This is a genomic window from Pseudomonas sp. FH1 (assembly GCF_000510895.2).
In the GTDB taxonomy this organism is placed as follows: domain Bacteria; phylum Pseudomonadota; class Gammaproteobacteria; order Pseudomonadales; family Pseudomonadaceae; genus Aquipseudomonas; species Aquipseudomonas azotoformans_A.
The window spans coordinates 20485-34503 of sequence record NZ_AOHM01000102.1 but is presented as its reverse complement, the minus strand read 5'-3'; the positions used below and the strand labels follow the sequence as shown (position 1 = coordinate 34503).

Annotated in this window: 10 protein-coding genes and 1 pseudogene; 4 read left to right on the top strand and 7 right to left on the bottom strand. The window is 60.5% G+C overall.

Features of this window, described 5'->3' with window-relative positions; all coding sequences use genetic code 11:
- Together H096_RS24760 and H096_RS24755 are read right to left on the bottom strand one after the other, a co-directional pair.
- Window positions 1–697: helix-turn-helix domain-containing protein (locus H096_RS24760; RefSeq protein ID WP_156717524.1), on the bottom strand; the 697-nt coding region annotated here is incomplete at its 3' end.
- A complete protein-coding gene (locus H096_RS24755; RefSeq protein WP_033901964.1) occupies window positions 697–1221 on the bottom strand; it encodes a TnsA endonuclease N-terminal domain-containing protein in 525 nt (174 codons plus the stop codon). The genes H096_RS24755 and H096_RS24760, both read right to left, overlap by 1 nt.
- Before the next feature lie 259 nt (window positions 1222–1480).
- Here H096_RS24755 and H096_RS24750 point away from each other — a divergent pair.
- A pseudogene (locus H096_RS24750) lies at window positions 1481–2134 on the top strand (ATP-binding protein); the annotation flags it as partial.
- Between the two features lie 3 nt (window positions 2135–2137).
- Here the strand turns inward: H096_RS24750 and H096_RS24745 are convergent.
- The gene (locus tag H096_RS24745) at window positions 2138–4114 is read right to left on the bottom strand and encodes a methyl-accepting chemotaxis protein (RefSeq protein ID WP_033901963.1); all 1977 of its coding nucleotides are present in this window, start codon (window positions 4112–4114) and stop codon (window positions 2138–2140) included.
- A gap of 177 nt (window positions 4115–4291) precedes the next feature.
- On the bottom strand, window positions 4292–5212 hold the full coding sequence (locus H096_RS24740; RefSeq protein WP_033901962.1) for a LysR substrate-binding domain-containing protein: 921 nt from the start codon (window positions 5210–5212) through the stop codon (window positions 4292–4294).
- 148 nt (window positions 5213–5360) lie between these two features.
- On the opposite strand from H096_RS24740, the gene H096_RS24735 reads away from it, so the two are divergent.
- The gene (locus H096_RS24735; protein ID WP_033901961.1) at window positions 5361–6773 is read left to right on the top strand and encodes a NorM family multidrug efflux MATE transporter; all 1413 of its coding nucleotides are present in this window, start codon (window positions 5361–5363) and stop codon (window positions 6771–6773) included.
- Here H096_RS24735 and H096_RS24730 read toward each other — a convergent pair.
- Window positions 6770–8443, bottom strand: a complete 1674-nt coding sequence (locus H096_RS24730; protein ID WP_033901960.1) for a bifunctional diguanylate cyclase/phosphodiesterase — start codon at window positions 8441–8443, stop codon at window positions 6770–6772. The two genes, H096_RS24735 and H096_RS24730, sit on opposite strands and share 4 nt — an antisense overlap.
- 255 nt (window positions 8444–8698) lie before the next feature.
- Between H096_RS24730 and rep the strand changes: the two genes are divergently transcribed.
- Together rep and H096_RS24720 are read left to right on the top strand one after the other, a co-directional pair.
- Window positions 8699–10708 carry a DNA helicase Rep gene (rep, locus tag H096_RS24725; protein WP_016975907.1) on the top strand — a complete coding sequence of 670 codons (2010 nt, stop codon included), beginning with the start codon at window positions 8699–8701 and terminating at the stop codon, window positions 10706–10708.
- A gap of 58 nt (window positions 10709–10766) precedes the next feature.
- Complete coding sequence (locus H096_RS24720; RefSeq protein WP_025856334.1) at window positions 10767–11339, top strand: xanthine phosphoribosyltransferase; 573 nt, start codon at window positions 10767–10769, stop codon at window positions 11337–11339.
- Window positions 11340–11422: 83 nt separating this feature from the next.
- On the opposite strand, the gene H096_RS24715 is transcribed toward H096_RS24720, so the two are convergent.
- Together H096_RS24715 and H096_RS24710 are read right to left on the bottom strand one after the other, a co-directional pair.
- Window positions 11423–13345, bottom strand: coding sequence for an acetyl-CoA hydrolase/transferase C-terminal domain-containing protein (locus tag H096_RS24715; RefSeq protein ID WP_033901959.1), 1923 nt, complete (start codon window positions 13343–13345; stop codon window positions 11423–11425).
- A gap of 133 nt (window positions 13346–13478) precedes the next feature.
- Entirely contained in the window at window positions 13479–13892 is a 414-nt protein-coding gene (locus tag H096_RS24710) for a c-type cytochrome (RefSeq protein WP_033901958.1), read from the bottom strand.
- Window positions 13893–14019 lie beyond the last annotated feature (127 nt).

The window sequence follows — 14019 nt, the reverse complement described above, 5'->3', positions numbered from 1 at the left end:
TGTCCGGATGTTGGTGGGCTGAGTGTCCGGATGGCGTGGAATCCGCACGTAAGACTTCACTATCCGGTAGTTTCTTGATTCTTGCGCGAACGGTGTCGCTGTTGGGAGGGGCCAGCTTCTTAGCTTTACACAGCCTCTTAATCTCTTTAACCGTAGCCGCCACTGAATAGCGCTGATCGGTTAAGTAAAATGTATCGATCCCTTCTTTCATGACTTCTTCGACATCGTCAGAAATTCGCTGACGCCCCTTTGCCCATCCGCGTTTGAAGGGGATAAGCGCAGTGACTTCGCCATACTCCTTGTACCTGTTCAGCCACCTGTAAACGGTCACAAAGTTGACGCCAGCCTCTTTCGCTCTTTGCTCGACAGCCGCTTTGGTTTGGCCGTTGAGCGTTAGAAGCGGAGATATTATCGAAAAACGCTTTTGGGCCTCGGCCCACTCTTCGGTGCCTATATCCTCTAGGTCGTGATTTATGTAGAGCCCTTTCACCTTTTCAGCGAGTACTGGTTTGAGTTCAGCAATGCGTAAAACCTTCGCCCGCCCACTCTCCACGTTTATCCCCAAGACCGTCTGATAGTCGAGCACTTGGGTGATCCGATAAATTTCCTTTTGGTAGCAAACCATCTCCCCCACCGCGAGGTGGATGAATGAGCGATCTACCTTGATGCCCATCGGGATTTCATCAGTAGCGTCCATTAGAGAGTCACCGACACTTCAAGAAAATCATCAATCTTACTGCTTATGTCACAGTCGAGCTGGCGGTTGGCGATGAGGTGAAAAATGTGCGACGTGCCCAGCGCCTCAGATCCTGTGAAATGCAACGCCACGAGATAGTGGATCGGTGCTGCTCCCATGAACTCGACCGTTTGAATCACTGCGTCCAAATCCTCTTTGGCGTAATCCGCACGCTTGAAGCGTTCAAGGAACTGTATGTTCTTCAGCGACTGCCCTCTGATTCTAGACTCGTCGTAGATATGAAAACTCCACCCTTGTGCCCTGGCATAGCTCCACGCGGCTTTCCACTTAGGCAAGTACTCGCGCCAGCTTTCCCGCCAGTTTTCTTCCGGTTTGACCTCCACCAACATGGGTGGGATTTCCGCTCGGCCTTTGAATCGGACCAAGAAGTCAGGGGTGTACGTGTATGAGCGGCCATTCCGGGCAACGAAGTCTAGAGTCACTGGCTGAGATACCACGGACACGACTTCCCTGCTGAAATCCATTCGCGAAATGAAGTCGCGCTCAAGCGCCGACTCGAATGCAACGCCTTCTCCGCGAAAAGCGTACACGCCTGAGAGGCTGCGATGCGTAGATTTAATACGCCTAGCAACAGAGAATTTAGGCTGTTTGCAGCTATTTGTGTCCATATTTCGGCCGTTTGCGCCTATTAATCGTATTTGGTTGCATATTTGACTCAAAAATAATACGGAGGAATGCGGCCTGCAAGCCAAACTGGTTGCATTAATTACCGAATGTCACAGCGGCTCAAAACCGCAGCCCGGCGAAATCACTCTCGCCCATCACGGCGTCTTGTTCCTGGATGAATTGCCGGAGTTCGACCGCAAGGTACTGGAGGTGCTGCGCGAACCACTGGAGTCAGGACACATCGTGATTTCCCGCGCCCGTGACAGGGTGAGCTTCCCAGCACGTTTTCAACTGGTGGCCGCCATGAACCCCTGCCCGTGTGGTTATTTGGGCGAACCCAGCGGGCGCTGTCGCTGTACACCGGAGCAGATCCAGCGCTATCGCAACAAGCTGTCCGGACCGTTGATGGACCGGATCGACCTGCACCTGACCGTCGCGCGGGAAACCACGGCATTGAACCCAGCCCAACAGGCTGGCGATAACACCGCGACGGCCTCGGCCGAGGTTGCCGAGGCTCGCGAGCGCCTGTTACGGCGTCAGGGTTGTGCGAATGCCTTTCTGGACCTGCCTGGGCTGCGCAAGCACTGCACGCTGGCGAAGGTCGATGAGGGCTGGCTGGAAACCGCTTGCGAGCGGCTGACCCTGTCCCTGCGCGCCGCCCATCGCCTGCTCAAGGTGGCGCGCACCTTGGCGGACCTAGAACAGGTGAATGACATCACCCGTGAGCATCTGAAGGAGGCCCTGCAATATCGCCCGGCCTCCATCACCTGAGCCTCAGCGGAAGCGATCCACCTCATGCCGCAAGCCCGCCGCCAGCGTCTCCAATTCCTTGGCGGTAATCGCCAGGTTTGACACCACTTCGCGCTGCTCACTGTTGGCCAACGCAATGCTTTGCAGATTGCTGCTGAGCAAGGTCGCGGTGCTGCTCTGCTCCTGGGTGGCAGTGGTAATCGCCGCGAACTGCTGGCCGGCCGAACGGCTTTGCTCGTCGATACGCGCCAGGGCCGACGCCACGTCGGCGTTGCGCGACAGGCCTTCCTGCATCAACACGTTGCCGCGCTCCATGGTGCTGATGGCGTTGCCGGTTTCCTGCTGGATGCTCTGGATCATCCCGGAGATCTCGTCGGTGGCCTCTCGGGTGCGCGACGCCAGGTTGCGCACCTCATCGGCGACCACGGCAAAGCCACGGCCTTGCTCACCCGCGCGCGCAGCTTCGATGGCAGCGTTGAGCGCCAGCAGGTTGGTCTGTTCGGCAATCGAGGTGATCACGCCGACGATCCCGCCGATTTCCTGGGAGCGCTGGCCAAGGGTGTTGATCACCGTGGCCGTGCTGTTCAGGGCGGTGGCGATGTGTTCCAGGGACGACGACGCCTCTTGCATCGAGTTACGCCCGATACGGGTTTGCTGGGCGTTTTCCTGGGCCAGGCGTTCGGTGCTGCCCATATTGTCGGCGATGTTCAGCGAGGTGGCGCTGAACTCTTCCACGGCGCCGGCCATGCTGGTGATCTCGCCGGACTGCTGCTCCATGCCTTCATAGGCACCACCGGACAACCCGGACAACGCCTGGGCGCGGCTGTTGACCTCTTCGGCCGCCTTGCGGATATGCGAAACCATGGTCGACAGCGCTTCACCCATCTGGTTGAAACTGCGCGCCAACTGGCCGATTTCGTCATGGCTGGACACATTCAGGCGTGCGCTCAAGTCGCCCGCGCCCAAGGCCTCGGCCTGGCGCACCAGGTCGCCCAACGGCGCCAACTTGCTACGCAGCAGCCACACGGTTGCACCGACTGCCAGCAGCATGGCCAAGACGCTGCCGATTACCAGGCGGATGCCGACGTCCCAGGTCACCGAGCGAATCTCAGCCTTGGGCATGCTGGCAACCACCGCCCACGGCCCGTCTTCGAAGGGCACCGAGACGCTGTAGAAATCTTCGCTCTTGTCCGCCCAGAAGCGGCCCGCGCCTGGCGTCTTGGCCAGGTCCAGCATCACTGGGATCGCCTGGTCCAGCGCCTGCACGCCCGCCGGCGGCACCAGCCAACGCTTCTGCTCATCGAGCAAGGCCAGGGAGCCGGTCTGGCCGATGCGGAAGCGCTTGAGGTTCTCGAACTGGGCGTTCTGGGCGTCGGTGTAGTCAAAACCGATGAACAGCACGGCGATGACCTGGCCGCTGCTGTCACGCACCGGGCTGTACTGGGTCATGTAGGAGCGGTCGAACAACACCGCACGGCCAATGTAGGTCTGGCCGCTGAGCACGCGCTGATAGGCTGGGCCCTGGCGATCCAGCACCGTACCGATGGCACGGTTGCCATCCTGTTTGGTCAACGAGGTGCTGATGCGAATGAAGTCTTCGCCGCTGCGCACGAACACCGTGGCCACGCCGCCGGACATCTGCTTGAACTCATCCACTTCATCGAAGTTGTTGTTCAGCACTTCACTGCCCAGGGACAGGCTTGGGGTCTGTACCCCGGCCACGGTCACCGGCTGGTCTGCATGCACACTCAAGCCCGCGCCGAAGCGTTTTTCAAACAGCCCGCTCAAACGCTGGGTACTTTCGCGCAAGGTGCTGTGGAAGGTATTGAGTTGGTCGGCGAGCAAGCGCGCCTCACTGGCCAAGTGTTCCTCACGGGTGGCGAGGTTGGCGGAGTCGAGGGAACGCAAGGCAAACACGGTACTGCCGCTGATGACGACAGCCAGAATCAAGGCTAACGCGAGGCCTAACTGGGAGGCAATCCGAGCACGAGGTTGAGACATGACAGCTCCTGGCCGAGGCCAGGATCATCCTGATCTCATAGCGCTGCTCGGCAAATTATCTAGTGGGTAGCGTTGGTGCACGATGGTTCCAACACACCTACTTCGGCGGGCCGAGGCAATACTTGAGCGAATCACAGGGGTATCACGCAAACGATTGCACGAACGGTCTGTCGCCGCTCAATCAAGGCGTTCGACCTGGGGCAATTCCATGGCCTTGACCTCTGCCTGCAGAAACTCCGCCAGGCGCCGCAACCGCTCGCCACCGGGGCGGGTTTTCGGCCACACCAAATAGTAATTTTCACGACTGGCCACGGCCGTTGGCCAGGGTAGGCTCAGCCGCCCCTGGGCCACGTCTTCGGCCACCATCAGCAAGTCGCCCATGGACACGCCGTAACCTCGCGCGGCGGCGATCATGCCCAGTTCGAGCGTGTCGAACACCTGGCCGCCCTTGAGCGACACCTGGGATGACAAGCCCATGCGCTCCAGCCAATTGCGCCAATCACGACGGTCGGGCGTGGGGTGCAGCAATTCGGCGGTGGCCAGCCGCTCGGCATCCCAGGGCCCATCTTCCAGCAGATTTGGCGCGCCGACCGGGATCAGCAATTCCGGGAACAGATAACTGGCCTCCCAATCCGCCGGAAAATGCCCGTAGCTCAGCAGCACCGCGCAGTCGAACGGCTCCTGGTTGAAGTCCACCTCGTCCACGCTCATCCAGGCGCTGGTCAGTTGCACCTCATTGCCCGGCTGTAATGCGCGGAAGCGGCTGAGTCGCGCCAACAACCAACGCATAGTCAGGGTCGACGGCGCCTTCATGCGCAGGATGTCGTCCTCGGCATTCAAGGTATGGCAGGCCCGCTCCAGCGCGGCGAAACCTTCACGTACGCCGGGCAACAACAGGCGCGCCGCTTCGGTGAGCTGCAAGGTGCGGCCACTGCGCTGGAACAGCCGGCAGGCGAAGTGTTCTTCAAGCGTGCGGATATGTCGGCTCACCGCACTTTGCGTAATCGACAACTCCTCCGCCGCGCGGGTAAAGGAGTTGTGTCGAGAGGCGGCTTCAAATGCTCGCAAGGCATACAGCGGAGGAAGGCGACGAGTCATCAGGAAATTCCTACAGAGCAGTACCGCACCCTACCAGATCGTCTGGCATGAGTTTAAGTCATGCACATCATCGCTTTAATCCTTTTGTGTAATGAATGGAGAGCGCCGAGAATCAACCCTTCCCCAACCCTTCGACTATTCGAGTGTGATGATCATGCAGCATCCGGCACGTACCGAACTCTGGGCCATTCTGCGGCTGTCAGGGCCGTTGATTGCCTCACAGTTGGCGCACATGCTGATGGTGCTGACCGACACCCTGATGATGGCGCGCCTGAGCCCTGAAGCCCTGGCTGGTGGCGGCCTGGGCGCGGCGAGCTATTCGTTCGTGTCGATCTTCTGCATCGGCGTGATTGCCGCCGTAGGCACGCTTGTCGCCATCCGTCACGGCGCCGGGGATATCGAAGGCGCCACCCGGTTGACCCAGGCCGGGCTGTGGCTGGCCTGGCTGATGGCCTTGGCGGCCGGCTTGCTGCTGTGGAACCTCAAGCCGCTGTTGCTGATGTTCGGCCAGACTGAAACCAACGTGCAGTCGGCCGGGCAATTCCTGACGATCCTGCCGTTCGCCCTGCCCGGATACTTGAGCTTCATGGCCTTGCGCGGCTTTACCAGCGCCATCGGCAAAGCCACTCCGGTGATGGTCATCAGCGTCGGCGGCACAGTACTGAATTACCTGCTCAACCACGCACTGATCGAAGGCATGTTCGGCCTGCCCAAGCTCGGCCTGATGGGCATCGGCCTGGTCACCGCCATCGTCGCCAACGGCATGGCGCTGACGCTGATGTGGTACATCCGCAGCAACCGCACCTATGCGGCCTACCCGCTGAGCGCCGGCCTGCTGCGCCTGAACACCCAGTACCTGCGCGAGTTGTGGCGCCTGGGCCTGCCGATTGGCGGCACCTACGCGGTGGAGGTCGGGTTGTTTGCCTTTGCCGCGCTGTGCATGGGCACCATGGGCAGCACGCAGTTGGCGGCGCACCAGATAGCGCTGCAGATTGTGTCGGTGGCGTTCATGGTGCCGGCGGGGATGTCCTACGCAGTGACCATGCGCATCGGCCAGCATTACGGCGCCGGGCAGTTGCTGCAGGCACGCCTGGCCGGACGTGTCGGCATAGGATTTGGCGCAGCGGTGATGTTGGGATTTGCCGCCATGCTGTGGCTTTACTCCGACCCATTGATCGGACTGCTCATCGATCACAACGATCCCGCGTTCCACGACGTGATCGTCCTGGCCGTCAGCCTGCTCGCTGTGGCCGCCTGGTTCGAGTTGTTCGACGGCGTGCAAACCATCGCCATGGGCTGCATTCGCGGGCTCAAGGACGCCAAGACCACCTTCCTGATCGGCGCAGGCTGCTATTGGTTGATTGGCGCACCGTCGGCGTGGTTGATGGCCTTCACCCTGGGCTGGGGACCGACCGGCGTGTGGTGGGGCTTGGCACTGGGCCTGGCGTGCGCCGCAGTCAGCCTGACCTGGGCGTTTGAAGCGAAGATGAAGCGAATGATCCGTCAGGAGGGCGCCGAGCCCGAAACCCGTGGTGGGTTCCAGGCTGCTCAACCGGATTAAAGCCCTTCGCCCACGCGGGCTTGCTGGCCATTGCCGAAGGTCAGGTACTCCACCAACTCCGGCAACGGCAGCGGCTTGCTGATCAGGTATCCCTGGGCCTGGTCGCAGCCAAACAGCCTCAACAACGCAAGCTGCTCCGGCGTTTCCACGCCCTCAGCAACCACTTCGAGATTGAGGTTGTGCGCCAGGTTGATCATGGCGTGCACCAGCTTGCGATTCTCTTCGCGCTCTTCCATGCCGCCGACAAAGCTCTTGTCGATCTTCAACAAGGCAATCGGCAGGCTGTTGAGGTGCACGAACGATGAAAAGCCAGTGCCAAAATCATCCAGGGAAAACCGCACACCCAGGCGGCCAAGGGCGTCCATGGTCTGCTTGACCAGGTCGCTGCGGCGCATCACGGCGGTTTCGGTGAGTTCGAACTCCAGCCACTGCGCCTCAACGCCCCGCTCGGCAATCAGCCGACTGAGCGTGGAGAGCAACTGGCTGTCCTGGAACTGACGGAACGACAGGTTGACCGCCATGTGCAGCGGCGGTAGGCCACGTTCGCGCAGGTCCTGCATGTCGCGCAGGGCACGGGAAATCACCCAGTAGCCCAGCGGCACGATCAGGCCGCTTTGCTCGGCCAGGGGCACGAACTCACTGGGCGGCAACAGGCCGCGCTCGCCATGCCGCCAGCGCACCAGGGCTTCAAGGCCGACGATGTGCCCGTCGTCCAGGTCCAGGCGCGGTTGGTAATGCAGCTCCAGTTCGTCACGCCGAAGGGCGCGGCGCAGCTCGCTTTCCAGGTCGGCCAGGCTGCGTGCGTTACGGTTGATGCGTTCGTTGAAAATATGAAAGGTGCAGCCTTGGGTGCTCTTCGCCTGTTGCATGGCGATATGCGCGTGCCACATCAGCGGGTCGGCGCCAGCACGGGCGCGGGCATGGGCCACGCCCAGGCTGCAGCCGATCAGCAGGCTCTCGCCATCCACCCAGTAGGGTTCGGCCATGACTTCGGTGATGCGCTCGGCCATCCACTCGGCACGCTGCGGCGCACGGCGGGTGTCGATCAACAAGGCGAATTCGTCACTGCCCAGGCGCGCCAACTGGTCCCCGACCTCAAGCTGGCTTTTGAGCCGCGAGACCACTTGCAGGATCAACCGGTCGCCGGCCTGGTGGCCGAGGGCGTCGTTGGCGTGGCGAAAATTGTCGAGGTCCAGATGACCGAGGGCCAGGCCACGGCCTTCGTTCTCGGCCAGTCGCGCGGCGAGTAAGGTCTGGAAGCCCTGGCGGTTGGCAATGCCCGTGAGCGGGTCCTGTTCGGCGAGGCGTTGCAGGGTGTTTTCCAGCACACCGCGCTCGCGGACATGGCGCAGGCAGCGGCGCACTGTATCGGCATCCAATACATCACGCACCAGCCAATCGCTGACGCCAAGTGGCGAAACCAGAGGTTCCTGCTCCAACAACAACACGCACGGCAGGCTGCAACGGCCAGGACCGGGTTGCAGGCTGGGCGTGGTCAACAGCACGGCGCTGTGGTCGTCATCGAACAGACGGCTCACGGACTCCCAATTTGGTGCGCTGATCAGCACAGCCCCATCGCCCATCGGCGCCAGGCACTCGCGCAACAACGCTGCCCACGCGGGCTCATCGGCCAGCAGCAGCAAACGCAAGGGTTCGACAGGCGTAGACAAGCTAGCTCCCTAGACTCTGCAAAATTTCGTGGCGGCGGGCATTATGACGTGCGGCCGGATAATCACCAATGATAGGGGTTATCAAACACGCGAACTGTAAACATTAGTCGCAAACAACCCCGACATCCTGCGGCAAAGTATCAAAACCGGCAAATTTAGATCGAGTGGTACGTCACACTGTCGTTCTGACAGAGCAGAATCCTGCGAGCCTGTTAAAATGCCCGCCCTTTTGAACAACGACTCCTAAAATTCTGTATGTCCCGACTCAATCCCCGGCAGCAAGAAGCCGTGAACTACGTCGGCGGCCCTCTATTGGTGCTCGCCGGTGCAGGCTCCGGCAAGACCAGCGTGATCACCCGCAAGATCGCGCACCTGATCCAGCAGTGCGGCATCCGCGCCCAGTACATCGTCGCCATGACGTTTACCAACAAGGCGGCGCGGGAAATGAAAGAGCGCGTCGGCACCCTGCTCAAGGGTGGCGAAGGCCGTGGCCTCACCGTGTGTACCTTCCACAACCTGGGCCTGAACATCATCCGCAAGGAGCATGTACGCCTTGGCTACAAGCCCGGTTTCTCGATCTTCGACGAAACCGACGTGAAGTCGCTGATGACCGACATCATGCAAAAGGAATACGCAGGCGACGACGGCGTGGACGAGATCAAGAACATGATCGGCGCCTGGAAAAACGACCTGATCCTGCCCGCCCAGGCCCTGGAAAACGCACGCAACCCCAAGGAACAGACCGCCGCCATCGTCTACACCCACTACCAGCGCACGCTCAAGGCGTTCAACGCGGTGGACTTCGACGACCTGATCCTGCTGCCGGTGAAGCTGTTCGAAGAACACGCCGACATCCTCGAAAAATGGCAGAACAAGGTGCGCTACCTGCTGGTGGACGAATACCAGGACACCAACGCCAGCCAGTACCTGCTGGTGAAAATGCTGATCGGCAAGCGCAACCAATTCACCGTGGTCGGCGACGATGACCAGTCGATCTACGCCTGGCGCGGCGCCCGCCCGGAAAACCTGATGTTGCTCAAGGACGACTACCCGTCCCTGAAAGTGGTGATGCTGGAGCAGAACTACCGCTCCACCAGCCGCATCCTGCGTTGCGCCAACGTGTTGATCTCGAACAACCCCCACGAGTTTGAAAAACAGCTGTGGAGCGAGATGGGCCACGGCGACGAGATCCGCGTGATCCGCTGCCGCAACGAAGACGCCGAAGCCGAACGCGTGGCGGTGGAAATCCTCAGCCTGCACTTGCGCACCGACCGGCCCTACAGCGATTTCGCGATCCTGTACCGCGGCAACTACCAGGCCAAGCTGATCGAGCTGAAATTGCAGCACCACCAGGTGCCGTATCGCCTGTCGGGTGGCAACAGCTTTTTCGGACGCCAGGAAGTGAAAGACCTGATGGCCTACTTCCGCCTGATCGTGAACCCGGACGACGACAACGCCTTCCTGCGCGTGATCAACGTGCCGCGCCGCGAAATCGGTTCCACCACCCTGGAAAAGCTCGGTAACTACGCCACCGAACGCAAGATCTCGATGTACGCCGCCACCGATGAAATCGGCCTGGGCGAACACCTGGACTCGCGCTTCACCGATCGCCTGTCGCGCTTCAAGCGTTTCATGGACAAGGTGCGCGAGCAGTGCGCTGGCGAAGACCCGATCAGCGCCCTGCGCAGCATGGTCATGGACATCGACTACGAAAACTGGCTGCGCACCAACAGCTCCAGCGACAAGGCGGCGGACTACCGCATGAGCAACGTCTGGTTCCTGATCGAAGCGCTGAAGAACACCCTGGAAAAAGACGAAGACGGCGAAATGACCGTCGAAGACGCCATCGGCAAGCTGGTGCTGCGCGACATGCTCGAGCGCCAGCAGGAAGAGGAAGACGGCGCCGAAGGCGTGCAGATGATGACCTTGCATGCGTCCAAGGGCCTGGAATTCCCCTACGTGTTCATCATGGGCATGGAAGAGGAAATCCTCCCGCACCGCTCCAGCATCGAAGCCGACACCATCGAAGAAGAACGCCGCCTGGCCTACGTGGGCATTACCCGCGCACGTCAGACGCTGGCCTTCACCTTTGCCGCCAAGCGCAAGCAATACGGCGAAATCATCGATTGTGCCCCCAGCCGGTTCCTGGACGAACTGCCGCCGGACGACCTGGCCTGGGAAGGCAATGACGACACCCCGACCGAGGTGAAGGCCGTTCGCGGCAACACCGCCTTGGCGGATATACGCGCGATGTTAAAGCGCTAGAATCGACTACTTTTTAATCTACTTTCGGCGCACACCGCGCCATTAGAGGAAGCTTTCCGTGGAAGCACTGCACAAGAAAATTCGCGAAGAAGGCATCGTGCTTTCCGATCAGGTACTCAAGGTCGACGCCTTTCTGAACCACCAGATCGACCCGGCACTGATGAAACTGATCGGCGACGAATTCGCCGCGCTGTTCAAGGACTCGGGCATCACCAAGATCGTCACCATCGAGGCCTCGGGTATCGCACCGGCGATCATGACCGGTCTGAACCTGGGCGTACCGGTGATCTTCGCGCGCAAGCAGCAATCCCTGACCCTGACGGAAAACCTGCTGTCGGCGACGGTGTATTCCTTCACCAAGAAGGTCGAAAGCACCGTGGCGATCTCCCCGCGTCACCTGACCAGCAGCGACCGCGTGCTGGTGATCGATGACTTCCTGGCCAACGGCAAGGCGTCCCAGGCGCTGATCTCGATTATCAAGCAGGCCGGCGCGACCGTTGCCGGCTTGGGGATCGTGATCGAGAAGTCGTTCCAGGGCGGCCGTGCGGAGCTGGATGCGCAGGGTTATCGGGTTGAGTCGCTGGCGCGGGTCAAGTCGTTGGAAGGCGGCGTCGTGACCTTCATCGAGTAATCACGCCCGACAGGATTTTTGTAGTGAGCGAGCTTGCCTCGCGCGGGGCAAGCCCGCTCACCACAAAAAACCGGCGCTGCTGGCTAATGTGCAGTCGCCTGCAGGCCCGCCAGCAACAGCCGCTGATACAAATCCTCCTTTAGCCCTTCCGGCTTATCCAACCGCATCCGCTCCAGATGCTTGGGAAACGCCTCCGGCTCCGGCGCATCCAATGCCGCCTTGCCCAGCTCCAGAATTTCCGTCAGCTTGAATTTGCTCTTGAGCCAGTTCAACGCACGCAACAAATCCCGCTCTTCATCTGTAAAGTCGCTGCCCAGCGGGTACTCCGGGAACAGCCGATGATGACGTGCCTGAATACCTTTGAGCCGCTCCGGCGTGTTGTCGGCAAAACGCGGATCCAAGCGGAAATCCTTCGGCAACTTGCCGGCCTTCTGCGCCTGTTCAATCAAATCGTCCTGGAAGCGTGAGTCGGTAACGTTGAGCAACGCCTCAATCACCTTGGCATCCGTCTGACCGCGCAAATCGGCAATCCCGTACTCAGTGATGACGATGTCCCGCAGGTGCCGGGGAATTGTGCAGTGGCCGTAATCCCAGACGATATTGGAACTGACCTCCCCCGCCGACTCACGCCAGCTGCGCAAAATCAGGATCGAACGCGCACCTTCCAGCGCATGCCCTTGGGCAACGAAGTTGTACTGCCCGCCCACGCCGCTGAGCACGCGGCCATCCTCCAACTGATCGGCCACGCCCGCGCCGAGCAACGTCACCATGATCGCGCTATTGATAAACCGCGCATCCACGCGTTGCAGGCGCTTGAGTTCTTCCTGGCCGTACAGCTCATTGATGTAGCTGATGCGGGTCATGTTGAATTCAAGCCGTTTGGCGTGGGTCATTTCCTGCAGGCGCTGGTAGAAGCTGCGCGGGCCGAGGAAAAAACCGCCGTGGATCGAGATGCCATCCGGCTGTGCGGCGTCATCCAGCAAGCCAGCGTTGGCCTGCTCCTGCGTCGCCACGTCGGGGTAGACCTTGCGGCGGATAATCCCCGCGTCCGCCAGCACCAGCAGGCCGTTGACGAACATTTCGCTGCACCCATAGAGGCCACGGGCGAACGGATCGACGCCGCCTTCATGGCTGATCAACGGCGCCCACTGGTAGACGTCCAGGTCCGTCAGCAACAGCCGGTAGGCCTCGTTATCCGCCTGGCGCGCCAACAGCGCGGCCGTCAGCGCATCGCCCATGGAGCCGATGCCGATCTGCAAGGTGCCGCCGTCGCGTACCAAGGTGCTGGCATGCAGGCCGATAAAGTGGTCCTGGAAACCCACCGGCATATTCGGTGTGGAGAACAGCGTGGTGCTGTCTTTTTCATCGATCAGGTAATCGAAGGCGTCCATGCCCAGCTCGGAATCCCCAGGCATATAGGGCAAATCGCTGTGAACCTGACCGACGATCAGCACGGTTTCACCAGCATCACGACGCTTGACGATCATCGGCAACAGGTCGAGGGTGATATCCGGGTTGCAGCTCAGGCTCAGGCGATCAGGGTGTTCGCTGCTGCTAGCAACCAGTTGCGCGACCAGGTTCAGGCCGGCAGCATTGATGTCGCGGGCCGCGTGGCTGTAGTTGCTGCTCACGTAGTCCTGCTGCGCCGACTCGCTGTGCAGCAAGCTGCCGGGCTGCATGAAGAACTGCTGCACGTGGATATTTTTCGGAAGGCCGTCTTTGTGCAGGTCGGCCAGGAAATCCAGCTCGGGATAATCGCCAAACACCCGCTCGATAAAGGGTTCCAGAAAGCGCTTTTGCAACCCATCACCGAAGGGCGGTCGCCCCAGGGCCAGCGCGGTGTAGATCGTCAGTGAGCGCTCGGGCAATTTGGCGACACGCCGGTACAGCGCGTTGACGAACAGATTCGGCTTGCCCAGGCCAAGCGGCATGCCCATGTGGATATGCGCCGGCAAGCGCGCCAATACGTCGTCAACTGCTTGCTCGATTGAACACAACTGCACCATCCGACCCTCCTGAACATTCCATGATTAGGGGTTGGACCGAGCTTGCCGGGTCTTTGCTGCAAATAACAGGGCTGAAACACAAATCGCGGGTACAAAAAAGCCGCTCGTAAGCGGCTTTTTGGCGAAGATCGGTTTATTTCAAGCCGGACATCTTCTCGATCGCACCTTTGAGGTCATCATCCGAGCAATCGGAGCAGGTGCCTTTGGGTGGCATGGCATTGATGCCGGTGATCGCCTTGGCCAGGATGCCATCCAGGCCGCCTTGATGATCGGCGCGTTCTTTCCAGGCGGCGGTGTCGCCAATTTTCGGCGCGCCCAACAGGCCGGTGCCGTGGCAAGCGTTGCAATGCTTGGCGATGATGTCATCCGGCGTCTTCGCAGCGCCACCGCCTGCGGCGACCGCCACTTCCATCCCCTTGCATTCCTGGCCCTGGACGCACACCTGGCCGACCGGCTCCAGGCGTTTGGCAATGTCATCATTGGTCGCAGCTTGAGCGCTGACAGCCCATAGGGCCAGTACGGTTGCTGGTGCAGCCAGCATTTTCATAATTAGGTTCACGCGTTCACCCTCAATGGTGGCTATTCACGCCTGCGGCCACGGTTTCGCAGGCGGCGAAAGTATAACGGTTAGCCCGCCTGGCCGAAACAACCCTATTAAATAAAGGGAGATTCGG

Excerpts from the sequence above, each read along its gene's own strand:
- H096_RS24745 (WP_033901963.1), bottom strand. The coding sequence starts at position 4,114 with ATGTCTCAACCTCGTGCTCGGATTGCCTCCCAGTTAGGCCTCGCGTTA.
- H096_RS24710 (WP_033901958.1), bottom strand. The coding sequence starts at position 13,892 with ATGAAAATGCTGGCTGCACCAGCAACCGTACTGGCCCTATGGGCTGTC.
- H096_RS24715 (WP_033901959.1), bottom strand. The coding sequence starts at position 13,345 with ATGGTGCAGTTGTGTTCAATCGAGCAAGCAGTTGACGACGTATTGGCG.
- H096_RS24740 (WP_033901962.1), bottom strand. The coding sequence starts at position 5,212 with ATGACTCGTCGCCTTCCTCCGCTGTATGCCTTGCGAGCATTTGAAGCC.
- H096_RS24735 (WP_033901961.1), top strand. The coding sequence starts at position 5,361 with ATGATCATGCAGCATCCGGCACGTACCGAACTCTGGGCCATTCTGCGG.
- rep (WP_016975907.1), top strand. The coding sequence starts at position 8,699 with ATGTCCCGACTCAATCCCCGGCAGCAAGAAGCCGTGAACTACGTCGGC.
- H096_RS24755 (WP_033901964.1), bottom strand. The coding sequence starts at position 1,221 with ATGGATTTCAGCAGGGAAGTCGTGTCCGTGGTATCTCAGCCAGTGACT.